Consider the following 21255-nt stretch of genomic DNA (forward strand, 5'->3'; position numbering starts at 1 on the left):
TCCCCGAATGGCCCACAGGCGCCGGCGTCACCCGTACGGGTGCACGGGGCGCGCGGCGGCGGCCCGCCGGTGGTCGCCTGAAGGGAACCGCGAGCCACGAGGAGCCGCGGCCGTGACAGGGGAGCACCTCAGATGCACGCCGACATGCACCTCACGCCCGACCCGGTACCGCCCGGCCCTTCCGCCGTGCCGCCCACGCCCGTGTCCCATCGGCCCGTCCTGCTGCCGGGGCTGCCGACCGGCAACGAGCACGAGCTCTACGAGGGATACCGGGTGCTCCGCGAGGAGCACCCCCTCACCTACGACGCCTCCGTCGGGGCCTGGCTGCTCAGCCGCTACACCGACGTCGCCACCGCGCTCAACGACCTCCGCTTCACGCACGGCCACCGGCCGGGGGACGACGCCTGTGCCGAGCATCTGGCGCCCGTGCCGCAGCCCATGCGCGAGGTGGTCAAGCGCACCGCCTACGTCCTGGCCCGGCGGATCGCCGGGCGGGAGCAGGCCGACCTGGTGGAGGAGTTCTGCAAGTGGCTCCCCTCCGGCGTGGTGGGGGTCCGCGGCAGGACCGCCGGCCGGGCGCTCCTCGCGGGGCGCTGCGTCGCCCAGGTGTCGGTGCGCGAGAAGGCGCTCGCGTCGTTCTTCGCCAACGTCCTCGACCACCCCGACCGGGTCGCAGCGCTCCGCGCCGAACCGCGGCTGATCGCGCGTGCGTGGACGGAGTCCCTGCGGCGCGACCCTCCGGTGCTCGTGGTGATCCGCAGGACGTCGGCCAGGGTCACCCTGAGCGGCGGGACGCTGCCCGCCGGGGCCACCGTGGCGTGCCTGATCGGTGCGGCGGGCCGGGACCCGGAGCGGTTCCGTGAACCGGACCGGTTCGACATGCTCAGGGGAGACCCCGGGCAGCTCACCTACGGTCTCGGCGGCTGCCCGGCGGTGGCCCTCGCGGCGATGGAGGCCCAGTACGGGCTGCGGGCGCTCACCGAGGCGATGCCCCGCCTGCGCTGGGCCGAGGGCTTCCGGCCCGTCTCCAGTGGACTGATCACCCGCTCCCCGAAGTCGCTGCTGGTCCGCCCACGCGGCTGAGCAGGACCACCGGACGGGACGCGAAGAGCCCGGCGAGCGGGACCGGGCCGCCGCCCACGACCTCGCGCGCCCCGTCGAGCAGGTCGGCCCACCGGCCCGGCGGCAGGCGCAGGGCAGTGTCCCGCCAGCCGCCGTGGCGGTGGAGCCGCAGGGACAGCCGGGTCACGGCTGTGATCACCTCGCCGGACCGGTGGAAGGCGACGCAGTGGTCCGCCGCCGGGCCGGTCGCCTCCAGCGGCTCGTAGGACGCCGAGGCGCCGAACACCTCGGGCCGCTCACGCCGCAGCCGCAGCGCGGTGGCGGTGAGCGCCAGCTTCTCGGCGCCGACCGTGCCGTCCCGCCCGCCGCCGCTCGCGCCCGTGTCCGCCGGGGCCGGGGCCGGGAGGGGATCGGGCAGCGGCGCCCCGAAGCGGGCCGGCGTCCTGTTGTCGGGGTCGACCAGGGCGAGGAACTCCCGCTCCGAGCCCTGGTACACGTCGGGCACCCCGGGCATGGTGAGGTGCAGCAGCGCGGCGCCGAGCACGTTGGCCCGTACATAGGGGGCCAGCTCCGCCACGAAGCGCCGCACCGACTCCCGGGCGGGCCCGGCGGGGCCCGCCCCCACGAAGGCCGCGACCGCCTTCTCGTAGGCAGGGTCCGCCTCCGTCCAGCTGGTGCGGACGCCGGCCTCCCGCACGGCCTTCAGCAGCGCCGCCTCCAGACGGTCGGCGTCCGGGAGGCCGAGTCCGACCGCCGTCTGCCAGGCCACCCACGCCAGTTGGGCGTCGGGCGGCGGCGCCGCCTCGGCGGTGATGCCGGCCAGGAATTCCGCCCACCGCTCGGGGCATTCCGAGAGCACCGCGATCCGGGCCCGTACGTCCGCGCTGCGTTTGGTGTCGTGGGTGGTCAGCACCGTCCCGGTACCGGCCCAGTCCTGGGCCAGACGGGCACAGAAGCGGTGGAAGGAGGCCGGCCCGACCGCCGGGTCGCCCGGGTCGCCGCCCACCTCGTTCGCCGAGATCAGGGGGGCGTAGCGGTAGAAGGCGGTGTCCTCGACCGCCTTGGCGCGCAGCGCCGACGCCGTCTGCGCGAACCGGGCCCGGAACCGGACGTGGTCCGGCCCCTCGCCGCGCCGCCCGAGGGCCAGGTCGCGCACCACGTCGACGGCGAACGCCTCCTCGGCCACCGTGAAGGTGTCCCGGGCCGCCGCGGCGGCCTCCTCGGGCAGTGCCGCCTCCGCGTCCACGCGGTACGGGCGGTAGACCGGCACCCTGACCAGCAGTTCCCGCAGCGCGTCCCGCAGGGCCCACGGCGCCAGATCGCGCAGTGCCGGGTCCGCCGCGCAGATCCGCTCGGCGATCCGCACCAGGGTCGAGGTCTCGGCCGCCAGCTCGTGGGTCACCACCTCGTACGCGGCGCGGCGCACGGTGTCCTCCCAGCGGCCGCCGAGGCTGTCCTCGGTCTCGGTCCAGTCCCGGTACGCGCCGCTCAGCTGCCGTATCCCGGCCGGGTCGGTGAAGAGACCGTCGATCCGGTGCAGCGCGTCGTAGCCGGTCGTCCCGGCGACGGGCCAGCCGGAGGGCAGCCGCTCCCCGCCGGTGAGGATCTTCTCGACCACGATCCAGCAGGCGTCACCGGCGGCGTCCTGGAGCCTGCGCAGGTATCCCTCGGGGTCGGCGACCCCGTCCGGGTGGTCGACCCGCAGCCCCTCGACCACGCCGTCGCGCACCAGCTCCAGGATCTTGGCGTGGGTCGCGTCGAAGACGTCCGGGTCCTCCACGCGGACACCGATGAGGTCGGACACGGTGAAGAAACGCCGGTAGTTGAGCTCCGTGCGGGCCAGCCGCCACCAGCCGAGGCGGTACCACTGGTGGTCGAGCAGCTCGGGCAGCGGCAGGTGCGCCGTCGACGCCCGCAGCGGGAAGCGCAGCTCGCCGTGGTGCAGGACGTCGCCCTCGACGCGCATCCGGGCCAGTTCGTCGCCGACGCGCCCCGGGAGCACCGGCAGCAGCACCTTGCCGTCGCCGGCGTCCCAGTCGATGTCGAACCAGCGGGCGTAGGGCGACTGCGGACCCTCGCGGAGCACCTCCCACAGCGCGTGGTTGTACGCGGGGGCGGCCGCCATGTGGTTCGGCACGATGTCCAGCACCAGGCCGAGGCCGTGCTCCCGGGCGGTCCGCGAGAGGCTGCGCAGCCCCTGTTCGCCGCCCAGCTCCTCGCGGACGCGGCCGTGATCGACGACGTCGTACCCATGGGTGGACCCCGGCACCGCCTCCAGCACCGGGGACAGGTGCAGGTGGGAGACGCCGAGGGCGGCGACATAGGGGACCGCCGCCTCGGCGGCAGCGAACGGGAAGTCCGGCTGGAGCTGGAGCCGGTAGGTGGCCGTGGGTGTCATGCGAACATACGTACCCGCCGTGCGGGCTTCTGTGCCGCACGGCCCCGCTGTTCGGTCGATCGAGTGATCGTCCTCCGATCCGGGAACTTCCTACGCGGGCCGCCGCAGGACCGCCATGCTGCGCCCCAGGAGAGGCACCACCTCCCCGGCCGCGACCGTCGGCCCCTTCCCGGGCGGGACCCCCTCGCGCCGCGCGGTGTCCACCACCACCTGCCACGCCTCCCCGTGGTTCACCGGAACGACGAAGTCCAGATCCTCCGCGCTCGCGTTGAACATCAGCAGGAAGGAGTCGTCCGAGATGCGCTCCCCGCGCGGCCCCGGCTCGGAGATGGCGTGGCCGTTCAGGAACACCGACAGCGCCTTGGCGTGGGCGGCCTGCCAGTCCCGCTGGACCATCTCCTCGCCCTTGGGGGTGAACCAGGCGATGTCGGTGAGCTCGTCGTGGGTGCCCTCCACCGGCCGGCCGTGGAAGAAGCGCCGCCGCCGGAAGACGGGATGGTCGCGCCGCAGCCAGACCATGGTCTTGGTGAAGGCGAGCAGCGAGCCCTCCTCGTCCTCCCCGGGATCGGGCCAGTGCACCCACGCGATCTCGTTGTCCTGGCAGTACGCGTTGTTGTTGCCGCCCTGGGTGCGGGCGAACTCGTCGCCGTGGCTGAGCATCGGCACGCCCTGCGACAGCATCAGGGTCGCGATGAAGTTGCGCATCTGCCGCTCGCGCAGCTCCAGCACTCCGGCGTCCTCGGTCTCGCCCTCGGCTCCGCAGTTCCAGGAGCGGTTGTGGCTCTCGCCGTCGCGGTTGTTCTCGCCGTTGGCCTCGTTGTGCTTGCCGTTGTAGGAGACCAGGTCGTGCAGGGTGAAGCCGTCGTGGCAGGTGGTGAAGTTGATCGAGGCCAGCGGCCGGCGGCCGTCGTCCTGGTAGAGGTCGGAGGAACCGGTCAGCCGGGAGGCGAACTCGGCCAGCGTGCGCGGCTCACCGCGCCACATGTCCCGCACGCAGTCGCGGTACTTGCCGTTCCACTCGGTCCACAGCGGCGGGAAGTTGCCGACCTGGTAGCCGCCCTCGCCCACGTCCCACGGCTCGGCGATCAGCTTGACCTGGCTGACGACCGGGTCCTGCTGGACCAGGTCGAAGAACGAGGAGAGCCGGTCCACCTCGTGGAACTGGCGGGCGAGGGTGGCGGCCAGGTCGAAGCGGAAACCGTCGACGTGCATCTCGGTCACCCAGTAGCGCAGCGAGTCCATGATCAGCTGGAGCACGTGCGGGCTGCGCATCAGCAGCGAGTTCCCGGTGCCGGTGGTGTCCATGTAGTACCGGCGGTCGTCGGTCAGACGGTAGTACGACTCGTTGTCCAGGCCGCGGAAGGACAGGGTGGGCCCGAGGTGGTTCCCCTCGGCCGTGTGGTTGTACACGACGTCGAGGATGACCTCGATGCCCGCCTGGTGGAGCGCCTTGACCGCCTGCTTGAACTCGAGCACCTGCTCGCCCCGGTCGCCCCACGAGGCGTACGCGTTGTGCGGGGCGAAGAAGCCGATGGTGTTGTAGCCCCAGTAGTTGTTCAGGCCCGCGTCCACCAGCCGGTGGTCGTTGACGAACTGGTGGACCGGCATCAACTCCAGAGCGGTGACGCCCAGTTCCGTCAGATGCGAGATCACGGCGGGATGGGCGAGCCCCGCGTACGTGCCGCGCAGCTCGGGCGGCAGCTCCGGATGCAGCATCGTCAGGCCCTTCACATGGGCCTCGTAGATCACCGTGCGGTGGTAGTCGGTGCGCGGACGGCGGTCGTCGCCCCAGTCGAAGTACGGGTTGACCACCACGGACGTCATCGTGTGCGGCGCCGAGTCGAGGTCGTTGCGCGAGTCGGGCCTGCCGAAGTGGTAGCCGTAGACCGACTCGTTCCAGTCGATCGAGCCGCTGACCGCCCGCGCGTACGGGTCGAGCAGCAGCTTGGCCGAATTGCAGCGCTGCCCGCGGTCCGGCGCGTACGGCCCGTGGACCCGGAAGCCGTAGCGCTGGCCGGGCATCACCCCCGGCAGATACGCGTGGCGGACGAACGCGTCGGTCTCGCGCAGCTCGACCGCGGTCTCCGAGCCGTCCTCGTGCAGCAGGCACAGCTCGATGCGGTGCGCGGCCTCGGAGTGCACCGCGAAGTTGGTCCCGGCGCCGTCGTACGTGGCACCGAGGGGGTACGCCTGTCCCGGCCAGACCTGCATAGATATGACTCTTCCATTCCGATCCGGGTGCGGGGGAACCACTCGGCCAAGATCCTCCCCCGAACCGGGGCGAGCTCCTAGGACTTCGCGCCGTCCTACCGGGTGACCGGCCGGAAACTTGCCCGATGTCCGCCCGGTGTCCTCGGTCACCGTGCCGACGCCATGATCCCGGACAAAGAGTGTCGAGGGGGAGAATTTCGTCAATCCGTCCGTCCGGGTCAACATCGGGTTACACGTCGTCGCCCGCGCCGGGCGGCCGCCCCGGGCGCCCGGGCCCGCCGGGCGCGCGCGGGCGCACCCCTGGCGACAGGACGGCTGACGTCTATGAATCCGCTCACTCGGTCTCGCGTACCCGGGGAGAACGGTCTTCACAAACAGGGGAGTTGGGAAACAAGCGCCGCCATCGGGCTGCACCGGCTCCCGATGGCGGAGTAGGCTCCTTGATCGTTGAAGACGGGGCGGTCCAGGAGCAGAAGGCGGTGCGTGGGTGAGCTCGGGAGGGCTGGAGCTACCACCCGGTGACGCGGGTCACGAGGGGGCAGACTCCGCCGAGATCCCGCCAGGAGCGGTCTCGCTCGCGCGGCCGATCGAGATCGGGGCGGAGCTCGACTGGGGGGCGGAAGCCTGGAGCGAGGTGCGCACGCGCGCCCAGCGGGCCGGACGGGCCTACATCTGGCTGAATCTGGTGGAACAACGGCTGCGCGCCGTGGTCGCCGCGGTGCTGCGGCCCATCTACGACCCCGTCCACGGAGAGGACTGGGTCGTCGCGGCGGCCGGCCCGGCGGGCCAGGAGTGGGTGCAGCGCGCCGTCGCGGTGCGCGAGGTGTCCCGCCGCAAGGGCTACCTGCTCGACCCGGCCGACGACAACGTGCTGTCCTTCCTCACGCTGCCCCAGCTGCGCGAGCTGATGGTGCAGCACTGGCCCTGCTTCGAACCGTATTTCGACGACCGCCGCGACGTCGAGCTCGCCCTCGACGAGCTGGAGGTCGCGCGCAACGTCGTCTCGCGCAACCGCGCGCTGAACGAGGCCGTCCTCGCCCAGGCGGAGCGCGCCTCGGCGAGGCTGCTGGAGATACTCGGCAGCGGCGCGGGCGTCCCCTCGGCCGACCGGCTGCCGGTCGACGCGGTGGAGGACCTCGTCGGCGACCGGTACGCCGACGTCGTCTCCGTCCACCCGGACCGGGTCCGGCTCCAGCGCCAGCTGCCCGCCGAGGACCTCTTCGGCGGCGCCCGGCGCGTCGACGCGATCGGCATAGGCCTGAATCTGCTGGTGCAGAACTTCTCCGGCCGCCGGCTCATCCGCCTGGCCGAGTCCGGCTGCCGGGTCCGGCTCCTCTTCCTCAACCCGGCGAGCAGCGCCGTGAAGCGGCGCGAGCGGGAACTCGGCCTCAAGAAGGGCGAGCTGAGCCGCACGGTCGAGATGAACATCCTCCATGTGCGCCGTGTGCGGTCCCGGCTGAGGGACCCCGGCGCCTTCGAGATCCAGGTCTTCGACGAGACCCCCCGCTTCACCGCCTATCTGGTCGACGGCGACGGCCCCGACGGGCTGGCCGTCGTCCAGTCCTATCTGCGCAGGGCCCGGGGCATGGAGGCGCCCGTGCTGGTGCTGCGCGGCGGCGGCAGGTCCGTCGTCCGGTCCGGCCAGGACAGCGAGACCGGTCTCTTCCAGACATATCGCGAGGAGTTCGAGTCGGTCTGGGCCGACTCCCGTCCCGTCTCCTGACTCCCGCGGGGACCATGGTCCCCGCGCGGCACGGGCGGGGCCGGCGGCGCGGCGCACCGGCCCCCGCCGGCGGAGGGGTCCGCCGGGGAGCCCCGGTCCGCGCCGCGGCGGGCGGGCCCCGCACGGGGCCGGCGGGAGGACGGGGTGAGGGCGTTGCACGTGTCGGGGACGGACGGCGCACCGGTCTCGGTGGCGCGGTGGTGCGAGGACGTCGCCACGGCGGGGCTGGCGGAGATCCGCCGCATCACCGCCGGGTGCCCCCCGCCGGGACCGGCGGGCGGCGAGCAGTGCTGGCGGACGGTCGAGGTCATCGCCGAGACCTGCCAGCGGATCCCCTGTCACACCGTGGGCGGCCACGGGCCGGTGGCGGACATCCTGCTCCGCCGCGCCCTGCGCCGGGCGTGGTCGGCGACGCCGGCGGAGGGCCGGCAGTGGCTCCGCCGGTGCTCGGACTCGCTCGGCTACCAGGCGCCGCGGCAGGTGGCCCGGCTGTTCAGGGCGCCGGCGGGAACGCGCTGAGCCCCGTTGTCAGTGGCGCGTGCGAAGGTGAACATCCATCGGGGGAGCGCACCATCGCACCATGGAGGAGGGGGCACATGTCCTGGCACGGGGGCACGCTGGTCGGATTCGATCTGGAGACGACCGGCACGGATCCGCTCGACGCCCGCATCGTGACGGCCGCGGTCGTCGAACTGCGCGGCGGGGAGCCGGTACGGGGGCAGGGCTGGCTGGCCGACCCGGGGATAGCGATCCCGGCACAGGCCTCGGCCATCCACGGCATCAGCAACGAACGCGCGACGGCGGAGGGGCGCCCTGCCGAGGAGGTCGCAGAGGAGATCGCGCAGGTGCTGACCCGCCACTGGGAGCAGGGAGTTCCGGTCGTCGCCTACAACGCGGCCTTCGACCTGACCCTGCTCTCCGCAGAACTGCGGCGCCACGGGCTCCCCTCGCTCGGCGAGCGGCTGGGCGGCCGGCCGATAGGCCCGGTCGTCGACCCGTACACCATCGACCGCGCCGTCGACCGGTACCGCAAGGGCAAGCGCACCCTGGAAGCCGTCTGCGCCGAGTACGGCGTGGTGCTGGACCGGGCGCACCGGGCGGACGCGGACGCGCTCGCCGCGGTGCTCGTCGCCCGTGCGATAGCCGAGCGGCACCCGGCGGTGGCGGCACTCGCCCCCGAGGCGCTCCACGAGAGCCAGGTGCGGTGGTACGCCCAGTGGGCGGCCTCGTTCCAGGACTTCCTGCGCAGGAAGGGCGATGCGGCGGCGGTGGTGGACGCCTCCTGGCCGCTGCGCGTGCCGGTGCCGGTCACCGGGGCCTGACCGGCCGCCACCGCCTGCGGGCGTTCCGCCGGGTGGAGGCCCGTCAGAAGGGGTGCCAGCGGGTCTCGGGGTTCTCGTCGCGCAGCGACGCCACCCGGCGGCGGAATTCCGCGAGCGCCTTGGGATTGGACGGGGCGTGCTGGGCCACCCAGGCACAGCTCGCCGTCTCGCGTGCTCCGCGCAGCACGGCGCAGCCGTCCCAGGCGCGCACATCCCATCCGTACGCCTCGGTGAAGGCGTCGTACGCCCCGGGGGCGAGACCGTAGCGATCACGCGAGAGCGCCATGACCACCAGGTCGTGCTCGCGCAGGTCCGAGCTGACGGTCTCCAGATCCACCAGCACCGGTCCGTCGGGGCCCACATGCACATTGCGGGGCAGCGCGTCGCCGTGGATCGGGCCCGGCGGCAGACGGGGCACGAGCGCGGCGGCGGCCTTGGCGAAGCCGTCGCGGCGGCCCCGCAGATACTCGGCGTCCGCCGGGTCGATCGCGTCGCCCGCCAGCCGGAGCCACCGTTCCACGCCGCCCAGCAGTTCACGCCGGGGCAGTTCGAAGGAAGGAGAGGGGAGCGCATGCACCAGCCGCAGCAGCCGGGCGAGATCCTCGGGCCCGGCCGGGCGCACGGCCTCGGGCAGCCGGTGCCAGACGGTCACCGGGTGACCGTCGACGAGCCGGGCCCCGGGCTCCGCCGCCCGCACCGCGGGCACACCCGCCCCGGCCAGCCACCCGGCCACGGTGAGCTCCCACTGCGCCCGGGGAAGCAGCTCGGCGCCCCTGCCGACCTTGACCACCACGTCGCCCACCGCGAAGACAGCGTTCTCGCCGAGCGCCATCAGTTCCGCGGCCGGGCCGCGCGCGGCGAAGCCCGCCGCCTCCAGCACGTCCCGTGCCCGTGTCTCGTCCATGTGCCTCTCCCCGCGCGGTGCGCCCGGCCGGGTCGCCGGCCGATCCGGCCAAGTCTCGCATCCGTGCGGGCGGCCTTGACGAACCGACGGCCCGTCAGCACCATGACGGAGGCCGCCCGGCAGGCCGGGTCCGCGCGACGGCGCGTCCCGGGAGGGGCACCAGGCATCGGCCCAAGGAGTCGCGTCCGTGACATCGTCGACCGCACCGGTGGGGTCCCGGGGACGTACGGACCGGGGCGCCTGGTTCCTCGTGCTGCCGGCGCTCCTGCCGATCCTCCTGCTCAGCGTCGGCCCGCTGCTCTACGGGATCGTCCTGGCCTTCACCGACGCCCAGGCGGGCCGCACCGAGCCGACCCAGTGGGTCGGGACGCTCAACTTCCAGGACCTCCTGCACGACCGCCTGTTCTGGGACTCCTTCCGCATCGGCCTGCTCTGGGCGGTCGGGGTGACCGTCCCGCAGTTCCTGCTCGCGCTCGGCCTGGCCCTCCTTCTCGACCAGCGCCTGCGGCTGCGCTGGCTGGCCCGGGCGCTGGCGATCATTCCGTGGGCGATGCCCGAGGTCGTGGTCGGCATCATGTGGCGCCTGGTCTACAACCCGGACGCCGGCATCCTCAACGAGACCATCCGCGACCTCGGGCTGGGCGACGGACGGGACTGGCTGACCGGGCTGGCCACCGCGCTGCCCGCCGTGATCCTCGTGGGTGTCTGGGCCGGGATGCCCCAGACGACCGTCGCCCTGCTGGCCGGCCTCCAGAACACGCCCCACGAACTGCACGAGGCGGCGGCGCTCGACGGCGCGGGGGCCTGGCGCCGCTTCCGCACCGTCACCTGGCCCGCCATCAGACCGGTGGCCCTCGCGATCACCGCGCTCAACTTCATCTGGAACTTCAACTCCTTCGCGCTGGTGTACGTGCTCACCAGCGGAGGCCCCGGCGGCCGCACCAGGCTGCCCATGCTCTTCGCCTACGAGGAGGCCTTCCGCTACGGCCAGTTCGGCTATGCGGCGGCGATGGGCTGTGTCATGGTCGCCGTCGTGTCGGTGATGCTCGCCTTCTACCTGGTGGGACGGCTCCGAGGAGGCGACGACGCATGACGGCACTGCGCACCGGCAGGGCGGGCCGGGCGGCCCAGTACGCGGCCCTCCTGTGCTACCTCATCTTCCTCGCCTTCCCGTTCCTCTGGCTCGTCTCCATCGCCTTCAAGCCGGCCGGGGAGCTCGGCTCCCTGCACCCCACCTGGATCCCCGAGGACCCGACCCTCGACAACTTCCGGCAGGCCTTCGACGAACAGCCGCTGCTGAGAGCGGCCGGGAACAGCCTGGTCGCCGCGCTCGCGGCGGCGCTGATCGCCGTCTCCGTCGCCACGCCCATGGCGTACGTGATGGCCCGGCGGCGTTCCGCACTGACCACCGCGGCGACCGGCTGGGTGATCGTGAGCCAGGCGTTCCCCTTCGTCCTGGTGATCATCCCGCTCTTCCTGGTCCTGAAGAACCTGCATCTGATCAACACCCTCGCCGGACTGGTGGCGGTCTACGTGGTCTGGTCGCTGCCGTTCGCGCTGTGGATGCTGGTCGGCTACGTGCGGGCGGTGCCGCGCGAACTGGAGGAGGCGGCCGCGGTGGACGGCGCGGGACGGCTGCGCACCCTGGTCTCGGTCACGGCCCCGCTGCTCGCACCGGGGCTGGTCGCCACCGGACTGTTCGCCTTCATCACCGCCTGGAACGAGTTCTTCTTCGCCCTGGTGCTGCTCAAGAGCTCGGAGAAGCAGACCCTGCCGGTCGTCCTCACCCACTTCCTCGGCGCGGAGGGGGTCGCCGACCTCGGGCCGCTCGCCGCGGCCGCGTTCCTCGCGACGATCCCCTCGCTCGTCGTCTTCGCGCTCATCCAGAAACGGATCACCGGCGGCATGCTGGCGGGGGCGGTGAAGAACTGATGCGCGCGAGACTGCTGACCGCCGCTGCCGCCGCACTCACCCTGCTGCTGTCGGGCTGCGGCGGCGGAGAGGAACGGGACGACGGGACCATCCGGCTCCGCTTCCAGTCCCTGGCCTGGCAGAAGGAGTCCGTGGACGCCAACAAGGAGCTGGTCGCGGAGTGGAACGCCGCCCACCCCGGCGTCCAGGTCGAGTACGTCCAGGGCAGCTGGGACAGCGTGCACGACCAGCTGCTCACCTCGTTCGAGGGCGGGGAGGCGCCGGACATCATCCACGACGCATCCGACGACCTGGCCGACTTCGCGTACGGCGGCTACCTGGCCGACCTGACCGGTCTGCTGCCCGCCCGGCTCAGAGCGGACATCCCCGAGCAGAGCTGGCGGACGGCCACCTTCGGCGACGGCATATACGGCGTGCCGTTCCTCCAGGAACCACGGGTGCTCATCGCCGACAGGAAGATCCTCCACGCGTCGGGCGTGCGGGTGCCGACCGTGGAGCGGCCCTGGAGCTGGGAGGAGTTCCGCCGCGTGGCACGTCGGGTGACGGACCACATGGGCGAAGGGAAGTACGCCGTGGCGTGGCCGCTCAAGGAGCCGGTGTCGGCCACGCTGAACCTGGGCCTGTCGGCGGGCGGACAGCTCTTCCACCGCGGCGACGACGGGAAGGTGACCATCCGGTTCACCGGCGGCGACGCCGTGGTCCCCGGGAGCGTCCGCGGCCAGGTGGACGACGGCAGCGCTTCGCGGAGCACTCTCGGGATGGGCGGGTCCGACACCCTGCCCGGCCTGTTCGGCGGCAAGTACGCGATGGTGCCGCTCGGGTTCTCCTACCGGCAGCAGATCGTGCAGCAGGCGCCGGAGGGCTTCGACTGGACGGTGCTGCCCGCGCCGGCCGGCAGCGAGGGCCCCGTGCAGGGGGTGAGTCCCCAGACGCTGTCCATCGCCGAGGACAGCCGCCACAAGAAGGAGGCCGCACGCTTCATCGACTTCATGCTGCAACCCGGGAACATGGTGCGCCTCGCCCTCGGTGACTGGATGCTGCCCACGGGTACCGCGGCGCTCGCGGATCCGGCGCTGAACACACCGGAGAGGGGCTGGGCCACCGGAGCGGCTCTCGCGCGGGAGCTGAGACCTGCGCCCGCCCAGTCGGTGCGGGGGTATCCGGAGTGGAAGGACAAGGTGGCGACCCCGGCGTACCAGGAGTACTACAGCGGGGCGATCGGGGCGGCGGAGCTGAGGAAACGTCTGGTGGAGGACGGGAACCGGGTCCTGGCCCGCTACCAGCGCTGAGCCGGCGGACGGGCCGGGGGAGGGAGTGGACCGAACGAGATTGCACGAGACGTATCGTCTCGCCTACGGTAGGGGCATGACCACCGCAGCCCCCGCTCACATCGCCATGTTCTCGATCGCCGCTCCCGGCCACGTCAACCCGAGCCTCGAAGTGATCCGGGAGCTCGTCGCCCGCGGGCACCGCGTCAGCTACGCCATCCCCGAGTCCTACGCGGACAAGGTCGCGGCCACCGGCGCGCGTCCCGTCGTGTACACCTCCACCCTTCCCACCGAGGATGAGCCGGAGGCGTGGGGCACCGAGCTGATCGACAACATCGAACCGTTCCTCCATGACGCGATCCAGGTCCTCCCTCAGCTCGCCGAGGCCTTCGCGGGGGACGAACCCGATCTCGTCCTCCACGACATCACCTCCTACGCGGCGATCGTCCTCGCCCACCGGTGGGGCGTCCGTGCCGTCTCCCTGTCGCCCAACCTGGTCGCCTGGGAGGGCTACGAGGAGGAGGTCGCCGAGCCGATGACCGCCGGCATGCGGGAGACCGAGCGCGGCAAGGCGTACTACGCCCGCTTCACGGCCTGGCTCACGGAGAACGGGATCACGCTGCACCCCGACCGGTTCGTCGGCCGGCCCCCGCGCAGCATCGTGCTCATCCCCAAGGCCCTCCAGCCGCATGCCGACCGTGTCGACGAGTCCGTGTACTCCTTCGTCGGGGCCTGCCAGGGCGACCGGACGGACCAGGGGGAGTGGCGGCGGCCGGAAGGGGCGCGCAAGGTGCTGCTGGTGTCGCTCGGTTCGGCCTTCACCAGGCAGCCCGCCTTCTACCGCGAGTGCGTGAAGGCGTTCGGCCCGCTGCCGGACTGGCACACGGTTCTCCAGATCGGCCGCCACGTGGACGCCGCCGAACTCGGCGAGGTGCCCGCCAACGTGGAGGTGCACCGGTGGGTGCCGCAGCTGTCCGTGCTGCGGCAGGCCGACGCGTTCATCACGCACGCGGGCGCCGGCGGCAGTCAGGAAGGGCTCGCCACCGGCACGCCGATGGTCGCGGTCCCCCAGGCGGTGGACCAGTTCGGCAACGCGGACATGCTGGTGGGCCTCGGCGTGGCCCGCAGGCTGTCGAGCGACGAGGCGACGGCGCACGATCTGCGCGAGGCCGTGCTGTCCCTCGTGGAGGACCCGGCGGTCGCCGAGCGCCTGGCGGCGATCCGGGCCGGGATGGACGCCGAGGGGGGCACGCGGCGCGCGGCGGACCTGATCGAGGCCGAACTGACCCGGTGAAGGTCCCGTGCCCCGGCGGCATCCGCCCCGGGGCGCCGGACCGGCCGACGGCGTCCGCCCCGGAGAACGGGGGCGGGCGCCGTCCCCGTGTGCGGGCAAGGGCGCTCTTGTGCCCGGCTGTTCGGGGTTGAGACCGGCGCGGGGAGGTGCTGGCGGGATTGTGTTAAGAAACCTTGTTGAACAAGTCAGGAGCCCATGAAGGTCTTGATCTGCGCGCGTCAATCGGTCAGGGTTTCGAGTCAGCCCCCGGAGATTTTCCGTCCGAAGGGCAATCCCCCCACAAATGCTGACGAGGAGACCCCTCTTCATGGCAACTCACAAGCGCTCCCACCGGATCAAGCTCACCGCGGTCGCCACGGCGGTCGTGGCAGCGGCCGGAGCCACGCTTCTCAACTCCTCCTTCGCCGGTGCCGCCGCGCCCGCCGAGGGAACCATTTACGGCGCCGGCGCGGAAGGCGCCGTGGCGGGCAGCTACGTCGTGCTGCTCGACGAGAAGGCGGACAAGAAGGAACTGGCCGCGGAGTACGGCGGCACGCTCAAGCGCAGCTACAGCTCCGCCGTCAACGGCTTCTCCGCCAGCGGCCTCACCGAGACCGAGGCCAAGCGCCTCGCCGCCGACCCCGCGGTCTCCAAGGTGGTCCAGAACAAGAAGTTCACCATCGACGCCACCCAGGACAACCCGCCCTCGTGGGGGCTGGACCGCGTCGACCAGGCCGACACCGCCGCGGACGGCAAGTACACCTACCCCGACGCCGCCGGTGAGGGCGTGACGGCCTACGTCATCGACACCGGAGTCCGCATCTCCCACAAGGACTTCGAGGGCCGGGCGACGCACGGCTTCGACGCCGTCGACAACGACGACTCGGCCGACGACGGCAACGGCCACGGGACCCACGTCGCCGGGACCATCGCCGGGGCCGCGCACGGCGTGGCCAAGAAGGCGAAGATCGTCGCGGTGCGGGTGCTCGACGACAACGGCTCGGGCACCACCGAGCAGGTCGTCGCCGGTATCGACTGGGTCACCCAGAACCACCAGGGCCCCTCCGTCGCCAACATGAGCCTCGGCGGCGGCGCCGACGAGGCGCTCGACGAAGCCGTCCGGAAGGCGATCGCCGCCGGCGTCACCTTCGGCGTCGCCGCGGGCAACGAGTCCAGCGACGCGGGCCAGGGTTCCCCGGCCCGGGTCCAGGAGGCCATCACGGTCGCCTCGTCGACGAAGGACGACGCCCAGTCGGACTTCTCCAACTTCGGTGAGATCGTCGACATCTACGCTCCGGGCTCCGACATCACGTCCGCCTGGAACGACAGCGACGAGGGAACCAAGACCATATCCGGCACCTCGATGGCGACCCCGCACGTCGTCGGCGCCGCCGCGGTCTACCTCGCCGGCCACCAGGACGCCACCCCGGCGGACGTCGCCACGGCGCTCACCGGGGGTGCCACGCCCGACAAGATCACCAACCCGTCCGCGGGCACGCCCAACAAGCTGCTGAAGGTCGTCGAGTAGACGGCCCCCGGCACCCCGCCGCCGGGCGCCGCACGCCGGCGCCCGGCACGCAGGGCCGCTGGGACGGCGGTCGCCGTGCCCTCCCCCACGGGGCACGGCGACCGCTTTATCGTGTGCCCATGACAGCCAGATACGCGGTCCTGCTGCGCGGAATCAACGTCGGTGGCGCCAAGAAGGTACCCATGGCCCAACTCCGCACCGTCCTGACCGACTTGGGCTACGACGACGTCGTGACGTATCTCCAGAGCGGCAACGCCGTGCTGAACGCGGCACAGGACGCCGGTGGCGAGGAGGCGATCGCCGCCCGGATCGAGGCGGGGATCGAGAAGGCGTTCGGTTTCCGTGTCGAGACCCTGGTGCGCGACGGCGCCCATCTGCGGGCGGTCGCCGACGCGTGCCCCTTTCCGGCCGCCGAGCTCCAGGGCAAGCAGCTCCACGTCACCTTCCTCTCCGGCGAGCCGGACGCGGAGCGGCTGGCCGCCGTCGACGCGGCCGCGCTGCTGCCGGAGGAGTTCAGGACCGGTGACCGCGTGCTGTACCTCTACACACCCGACGGACTCGGCCGCTCCAAGCTGGCCCAGGTACTGGCGAGGCCCTCCCTCCTCACCGGGCTGGTCGCCACCACCCGGAACTGGAACACCGTCGTCAAACTGGTGGAGATGACCCGTGAGCGATGACGCGGCCGACGCCGTGAGTGCGGCGATGGAGGCCGAATTCCGGCTGCTCGACCCGGCCGTGCGCTCCTCGCCCGACCTCCTCGCGGAGCTGCTGCACCCGGACTACGAGGAGTACGGCACCTCGGGGCTGCTGTGGACCCGGGCGAGCATCATGGCCGCCCTGTACGCGCAGGACGCCCCGCCGCCGCGGCCGATCACCACCTCCCGGATGAAGGGGGTCCAGCTCGCTCCCGGGATCGTGCATCTGACCTTCGACACCGAGTCGGGGCCCCACCGCGCCCACCGCAGCTCCATCTGGCGGCTGACCGACGGCACCTGGCTGCTCTACTTCCACCAGGGCACCCGTTTCGACCGGCCCGCCGAGGGCTGACCCGGCCGCCCCGGGTGGCCCACGGAACCACTGCGGAAGTGGACCGCTTGCCTGTGCCACTCGATGGCTAGGCTCGAACCATGGACACCACGGACCGCCCCCGGAGCCCGGCCGCCGAGACCGGACGACCCCGGATCCCGGCCGCCGAAACCACGGACCGCCCCCGGAGCCCGGCCGCCGAGACCGGACAACCCCGGATCCCGGCCGCCGCCACCGATCGCCCCGAGCGCACCGCCGTCGACTTCTACTTCGACCCCGTCTGCCCGTTCGCCTGGATCACCTCGCGCTGGATCCTGGAGGTCGAACGCGAACGATCCCTCGACCTGCGCTTCCACGTGATGAGCCTGTACCTCCACAACGAGGGTCGCGAACTCCCCGCCCGGTACCGCGATCTGGTCGACCGCTCGCTCGGCGTGGTGCGTGTGGTCGCCGCCGCGGCGGAGCACCACGGCGACGGCGTGCAGCGCGACCTCTACACCGCGCTGGGCACCCGGATCCACCGGGAGCGGAACGAGGACTTCGCGGACGTCGTCGGACAGTCCCTCGCGGAGCTCGGCCTGCCGGCCTCGCTCGCCGCGGCCGCCGGTGACACCGCCTGGGACGTCGTTCTGCGCGCCCGCCACGAGAAGGGCGAGGACCCGGCCGCGGGGGCCTACGTCGGCACCCCCACCCTCCATGTCGACGGCACGGTGTGGTTCGGCCCGGTGCTGAACGCGGTGCCGCGGGGGCGGGAGGCGGTCCGGCTCTTCGACAGCTTCCGGGTGCTCGCCGGCCACCCCGACCTGTTCGAACTGAAGCGCACCCGCACGGGCACCCTCGTCCTCGACTGACCGGGGGCGCTGAGCGCCGGCCGGATGTCAGGCCGTGGCCGCCATGCGCGCGGTCGCCGCGGCCTCGTCGCATCGCCGGAGCATCAGCTCGGCCAGCTCCGGCGACGGGCCGAGGACGGCGGCGACCACGTCCGCGTCACGGGCGCCCTCGGCGATCCGGTCCGGCAGACGGCCCGGGGCGATCACGTACGGCGCGACCGCGACCCGCTCGCATCCCTCGGCCCGCAGGGCGCGGACCGCGTCCTCGGTGCGGGGGAAGCCGCCGGGTGAGACAGCGGAGGCGAACGCAGGCCGCACGGCGCACCAACCGGTGTGCCGCAGCTCCCGCGCTGTTTCGGCGATCACTGCGATCGCCTCCGGGTCGGTGGAGCCCGCCGACGCCAGCACCAGGCCGGTCGAGCTCATGTCGGCCGGGCCCAGCCCGGCCTCGTGCAGCCGCCGCCGCACGGCGGACAGCAGCAGGGGCGACGGGCCGAGGACCCCGGCCTGGCGGACGTGCAGCGACGCGGGCGCCGAACGCAGCACCGCCGGTATGTCCGCCTTGGCGTGGAAGGCGCGTGTCAGCAGCAGCGGCAGGGCCACCACCTCACGTACCCCGTCGGCCGCCAGCCGGTCCAGGACCTGCGGCACCGACGGGGCGTTGAAGTCCAGGAAGCCGACCTCCGCGTGCAGCCCGGGCCGCAGCGACCGCACCTGCCGGACGAGGGCGTGCACGGTCGCCGCGTGCCGCGGGTCGCGGCTGCCGTGGGCGACGACGAGGAGGACGGGGCTGCGCATCGGACTCAGCTCTTCACCAGGAGACCGCGGCTGCGCAGCACCCACCGCTCCAGCGGACTGAAGATCAGCAGGTCGATCGCGATGCCGACGATGAGGATGAGGATGATCGCGAGGAACACTCCGGGCATGTCGGCGTTGTTGCGCCCGTTCTCGAGCAACTGGCCGAGGCCGAGGCCGAGATCGGGGGAGGAGGCGATGATCTCCGCCGCCATCAGCGAACGCCAGGAGAACGCCCAGCCCTGCTTGAGGCCCGCGACGTAGCCGGGCAGCGCGGCCGGCAGCACGATGTGCCAGGTGCCTCGCAGACCCGTCGCACCGAGGGTGCGGCCGGCCCGCAGGAACAGCGGCGGGACCTGGTCCACGCCCGACACCAGGCCGTTGGCGATCGACGGCACGGCACCCAGCAGGATCACCGCGAACATCATCTGGTCGTTCAGACCGAGCCAGATGACGGCCGGCGGCACCCAGGCGACCGAGGGCAGCGACTGGAGCCCGCTCAGGATCGGGCCGATGGCCGCCCGCACGAACTTCACCCGTGCCACCAGCAGACCCAGCGGCGTGCCGATGGCGAGGGCCAGCAGGAAGCCCAGCAGGCCGCGCGACACACTGGTCCACACGACCTCCAGCAGCGTCCCCTGGAGCCACATGTCCGCGACGCTGGTCCACACCGCCGACGGCGCGGGCAGCTTGTAGTCCTCGGTCACCTCGGCCCAGACGAGCAGCTGCCAGGCGACGATCACCAGCGCCACGGCGACCAGCGGCGGCAGGACCTTCTTCAGCAGCACCTCGCGCACCGGGGTGCGGTCGACCCGTACCGCGTCCAGCGCGTCGAGGCCCGCCTCCAGACCGGCGAGGTCGTCGTTCCTGCCCGTGGCCTTCGCGGGCGTCTCAGTGCTGGCCATGTCGGCGGATCTCCCCACGCAGTTCTTCGGTGATCTCGACGGACAGTTCCGCCACGGCGGTGTCCTCGATGCGCCGCGGCTGCTCGATGTCCACGGTCCATTCCCGGGCGATCCGGCCGGGACGCGAGGACAGCAGCACCACCCGCTGCGCGAGCCGGACCGCCTCGCGCACGTTGTGCGTCACGAAGAGCACGGAGACGTTCGTCTCCCGCCAGATCCGCGTCAGCTCGTCGTGCAGCACGTCGCGGGTGATGGCGTCGAGGGCCGCGAACGGCTCGTCCATCAGCAGCAGCCGGCTGTCCTGGGCGAGCGCGCGGGCCATCGCCACACGCTGGCGCATGCCGCCCGACAGCTCGTGCACCCGCTTGCCGTACGCGCCGCCGAGGCGCACCAGCTCCAGCAGGCGCTCCGCCTCCGTGCGCCGCTCGGACTTGGCGACCCCGCGCAGACGCAGGGCGAGTTCGATGTTCTTGCCCGCGGTCAGCCACGGGAACAGAGCGTGCTCCTGGAACATCAGGGCCGGCCGGCCGCCGGGGGTCTCGATGGACCCCGCGGTCGGCCGGTCGAGTCCCGCGACCAGATTGAGCAGCGTCGACTTGCCGCAGCCCGAAGCCCCCAGGAGGGTGACGAACTCACCCGGCGCGACATCGAGGGTGATGTCGTCCAGCACCAGCTGGGACCCCGTGGGGCCGGAGAAGGACTTGGAGACATGCCCGATACGGGCCGCGTGCTCGTGCTCCACGCTCACGCGGTCGTCGGCCTTGGCGATGGCAGTGGCCATGGTCGTCACCTCCTGGGTTCTCGGCTGCTGTCGGGGTTACTTGACGCCGAGCCCGGCATCGGCGACCGCGGGCTTGCCCTCGGCCTCGAGCACCTTGTTCAGCGGCTTCAGGTCGTAGATGCCGGCGAGGTCGGGCTTCTGGAGGAACCCGGCGCTCACCGCGTGGTCGGCCTGCGCCTGGAGCGTCGCCGCCAGCGGGTCGTCGATGAACTGGATCGACGGCCACGCCGGGTCGATCACCTCGGCCGGAAGCGCCTTGCCCGTCAGGTCCTTGAGCTTGGCGTTCGCCGACTCCTTGGCCTTGTCCGGGTTGGCGTTGATCCACGCGTTGGTCTTCACCGTGCCGCGCAGCACGGCCTCGACCACGGCCGGGTGCTCGGCGAGGAACTTCTGGGACACGATGATGTTCGTGATGACGAACTTCTTGTCGGGCCACAGCGTGGACTCGTCGAGCAGGACCTTCGCTCCGTCGCTGACGAGCTTGGAGGCGGTCGGCTCGGGCACCCAGGCGCCGTCGATGGAGCCGGAGAGGTAGGCGTTGGGGGTGACCTTGTTCTCCGTGCGCACCACGGAGACATCGCCCTTGCCGCTCTCGGCGTCGACCTTCCAGCCCTTCTCGTTGATCCAGTGCAGGAACGCCACGTCCTGTGTGTTGCCCAGCTGCGGGGTGGCGATCTTCTTGCCCTTGAGGTCGTCGAGGGTCTTGATCTTCTTCGGGTTCACGACGAGCTTGACGCCGCCCGATGCGGAACCGCCGATGATCCGCAGGTTCTTGCCCTGGGACTTCACATAGCCGTTGATCGACGGGGAGGGGCCGATGAAGCCGATGTCGATGGAGCCGGCGTTGAGCGCCTCGATCTCCGAGGGACCGGCGTTGAACGTGGTGGCCGACAGCTTGGTGCCGCCGAGCTCCTTCTGGAGGATGCCCTCCTGGTGGCCGACCAGGGCGGTGGCGTGCGTGAGGTTCGGGAAGTAGCCGATCTTCACGGTGTCGAGACCGTCGATCTTGTCACCCTTGGCGGCGGGAGCGACCTTGTCGTCCGTCGACTCGGATCCGTAGCCGCAGGCGGTGAGCGCCACGGCCAGCAGGGGCAGGGCGGCCACGGCGACAAGGCTGCGGCGAACGGTGTTACGGGTGGCGTGCACGGGAGGCGTTTCCTCTCGTCGGCCCGGTCCTCACGTCATCTCGGACGCGGCCGGGTCGTCGGCATGTGAACGGGTCTTCGGCGGTGCGGGTGGGGGGTGTGGGCGCGCAGGCAGTGCGCGTACGTCATCGCGCACATCGCGCCACCCCTCC

At 72.3% G+C, this 21255-nt stretch carries 19 protein-coding genes; 12 read left to right on the top strand and 7 right to left on the bottom strand.

What is annotated here, in order from left to right:
* Positions 1 to 132: 132 nt before the first annotated feature.
* Entirely contained in the window at positions 133 to 1083 is a 951-nt protein-coding gene (locus EAO77_RS15990; protein WP_147988625.1) for a cytochrome P450, read from the top strand.
* On the opposite strand, the gene treY is transcribed toward EAO77_RS15990, so the two are convergent.
* Positions 1040 to 3460, bottom strand: a complete 2421-nt coding sequence (treY, locus tag EAO77_RS15995) for a malto-oligosyltrehalose synthase (protein ID WP_147988626.1) — start codon at positions 3458 to 3460, stop codon at positions 1040 to 1042. The genes EAO77_RS15990 and treY overlap by 44 nt on opposite strands.
* Before the next feature lie 90 nt (positions 3461 to 3550).
* Positions 3551 to 5671 (bottom strand): glycogen debranching protein GlgX, encoded by a 2121-nt coding sequence (glgX, locus tag EAO77_RS16000; RefSeq protein ID WP_147988627.1) that lies wholly within the window; start codon positions 5669 to 5671, stop codon positions 3551 to 3553.
* 487 nt (positions 5672 to 6158) lie between these two features.
* On the opposite strand from glgX, the gene EAO77_RS16005 reads away from it, so the two are divergent.
* From EAO77_RS16005 to EAO77_RS16015, 3 genes are all read left to right on the top strand, one after another.
* A complete protein-coding gene (locus EAO77_RS16005) occupies positions 6159 to 7394 on the top strand; it encodes an SAV2148 family HEPN domain-containing protein (RefSeq protein WP_147988628.1) in 1236 nt (411 codons plus the stop codon).
* Positions 7395 to 7538: 144 nt separating this feature from the next.
* Positions 7539 to 7913: a hypothetical protein gene (locus tag EAO77_RS16010; protein ID WP_147988629.1), complete on the top strand. Its 375-nt coding sequence runs from the start codon at positions 7539 to 7541 to the stop codon at positions 7911 to 7913.
* A gap of 77 nt (positions 7914 to 7990) precedes the next feature.
* Positions 7991 to 8716 carry a 3'-5' exonuclease gene (locus tag EAO77_RS16015; RefSeq protein WP_147988630.1) on the top strand — a complete coding sequence of 242 codons (726 nt, stop codon included), beginning with the start codon at positions 7991 to 7993 and terminating at the stop codon, positions 8714 to 8716.
* Between the two features lie 43 nt (positions 8717 to 8759).
* On the opposite strand, the gene EAO77_RS16020 is transcribed toward EAO77_RS16015, so the two are convergent.
* A complete protein-coding gene (locus EAO77_RS16020) occupies positions 8760 to 9620 on the bottom strand; it encodes a phosphotransferase enzyme family protein (protein WP_147988631.1) in 861 nt (286 codons plus the stop codon).
* 187 nt (positions 9621 to 9807) lie between these two features.
* Between EAO77_RS16020 and EAO77_RS16025 the strand changes: the two genes are divergently transcribed.
* The 8 genes from EAO77_RS16025 to EAO77_RS16060 all read left to right on the top strand — a co-directional run bounded on the left by EAO77_RS16025 (position 9808) and on the right by EAO77_RS16060 (position 17498).
* Positions 9808 to 10713, top strand: a complete 906-nt coding sequence (locus EAO77_RS16025) for a carbohydrate ABC transporter permease (protein WP_147988632.1) — start codon at positions 9808 to 9810, stop codon at positions 10711 to 10713.
* Positions 10710 to 11552, top strand: a complete 843-nt coding sequence (locus tag EAO77_RS16030) for a carbohydrate ABC transporter permease (RefSeq protein WP_147988633.1) — start codon at positions 10710 to 10712, stop codon at positions 11550 to 11552. Before EAO77_RS16025 ends, EAO77_RS16030 begins: the two co-directional genes overlap by 4 nt.
* A complete protein-coding gene (locus tag EAO77_RS16035; RefSeq protein WP_147988634.1) occupies positions 11552 to 12841 on the top strand; it encodes an ABC transporter substrate-binding protein in 1290 nt (429 codons plus the stop codon). The genes EAO77_RS16030 and EAO77_RS16035 overlap by 1 nt, the downstream gene beginning before the upstream one ends.
* A 25-nt stretch (positions 12842 to 12866) precedes the next feature.
* The gene (gene mgt / locus EAO77_RS16040) at positions 12867 to 14114 is read left to right on the top strand and encodes a macrolide-inactivating glycosyltransferase (protein ID WP_410088482.1); all 1248 of its coding nucleotides are present in this window, start codon (positions 12867 to 12869) and stop codon (positions 14112 to 14114) included.
* A 307-nt stretch (positions 14115 to 14421) separates the two neighbouring features.
* The gene (locus EAO77_RS16045; RefSeq protein WP_147988636.1) at positions 14422 to 15621 is read left to right on the top strand and encodes a S8 family peptidase; all 1200 of its coding nucleotides are present in this window, start codon (positions 14422 to 14424) and stop codon (positions 15619 to 15621) included.
* Between the two features lie 119 nt (positions 15622 to 15740).
* Positions 15741 to 16298 carry a DUF1697 domain-containing protein gene (locus tag EAO77_RS16050; RefSeq protein ID WP_147988637.1) on the top strand — a complete coding sequence of 186 codons (558 nt, stop codon included), beginning with the start codon at positions 15741 to 15743 and terminating at the stop codon, positions 16296 to 16298.
* Positions 16288 to 16668 carry a nuclear transport factor 2 family protein gene (locus EAO77_RS16055; protein WP_261993924.1) on the top strand — a complete coding sequence of 127 codons (381 nt, stop codon included), beginning with the start codon at positions 16288 to 16290 and terminating at the stop codon, positions 16666 to 16668. The genes EAO77_RS16050 and EAO77_RS16055 overlap by 11 nt, the downstream gene beginning before the upstream one ends.
* 80 nt (positions 16669 to 16748) lie before the next feature.
* A complete protein-coding gene (locus tag EAO77_RS16060) occupies positions 16749 to 17498 on the top strand; it encodes a DsbA family protein (RefSeq protein WP_261993925.1) in 750 nt (249 codons plus the stop codon).
* A 27-nt stretch (positions 17499 to 17525) separates the two neighbouring features.
* Here the strand turns inward: EAO77_RS16060 and EAO77_RS16065 are convergent, their stop codons facing one another.
* Genes EAO77_RS16065 through EAO77_RS16080 form a run of 4 tightly spaced genes read right to left on the bottom strand, consistent with a single transcriptional unit; the run spans position 17526 to position 21104 of the window.
* Complete coding sequence (locus EAO77_RS16065) at positions 17526 to 18275, bottom strand: sirohydrochlorin chelatase (protein ID WP_147988638.1); 750 nt, start codon at positions 18273 to 18275, stop codon at positions 17526 to 17528.
* A 5-nt stretch (positions 18276 to 18280) separates the two neighbouring features.
* Entirely contained in the window at positions 18281 to 19177 is an 897-nt protein-coding gene (locus tag EAO77_RS16070) for an ABC transporter permease (RefSeq protein WP_147988639.1), read from the bottom strand.
* Positions 19164 to 19958, bottom strand: coding sequence for an ABC transporter ATP-binding protein (locus tag EAO77_RS16075; protein WP_147988640.1), 795 nt, complete (start codon positions 19956 to 19958; stop codon positions 19164 to 19166). The genes EAO77_RS16070 and EAO77_RS16075 overlap by 14 nt, the downstream gene beginning before the upstream one ends.
* Positions 19959 to 19994: 36 nt before the next feature.
* Entirely contained in the window at positions 19995 to 21104 is a 1110-nt protein-coding gene (locus tag EAO77_RS16080) for an aliphatic sulfonate ABC transporter substrate-binding protein (protein WP_147988641.1), read from the bottom strand.
* Positions 21105 to 21255 lie beyond the last annotated feature (151 nt).

This window comes from Streptomyces sp. T39, assembly GCF_008042045.1.
Taxonomy (GTDB): domain Bacteria; phylum Actinomycetota; class Actinomycetes; order Streptomycetales; family Streptomycetaceae; genus Streptomyces.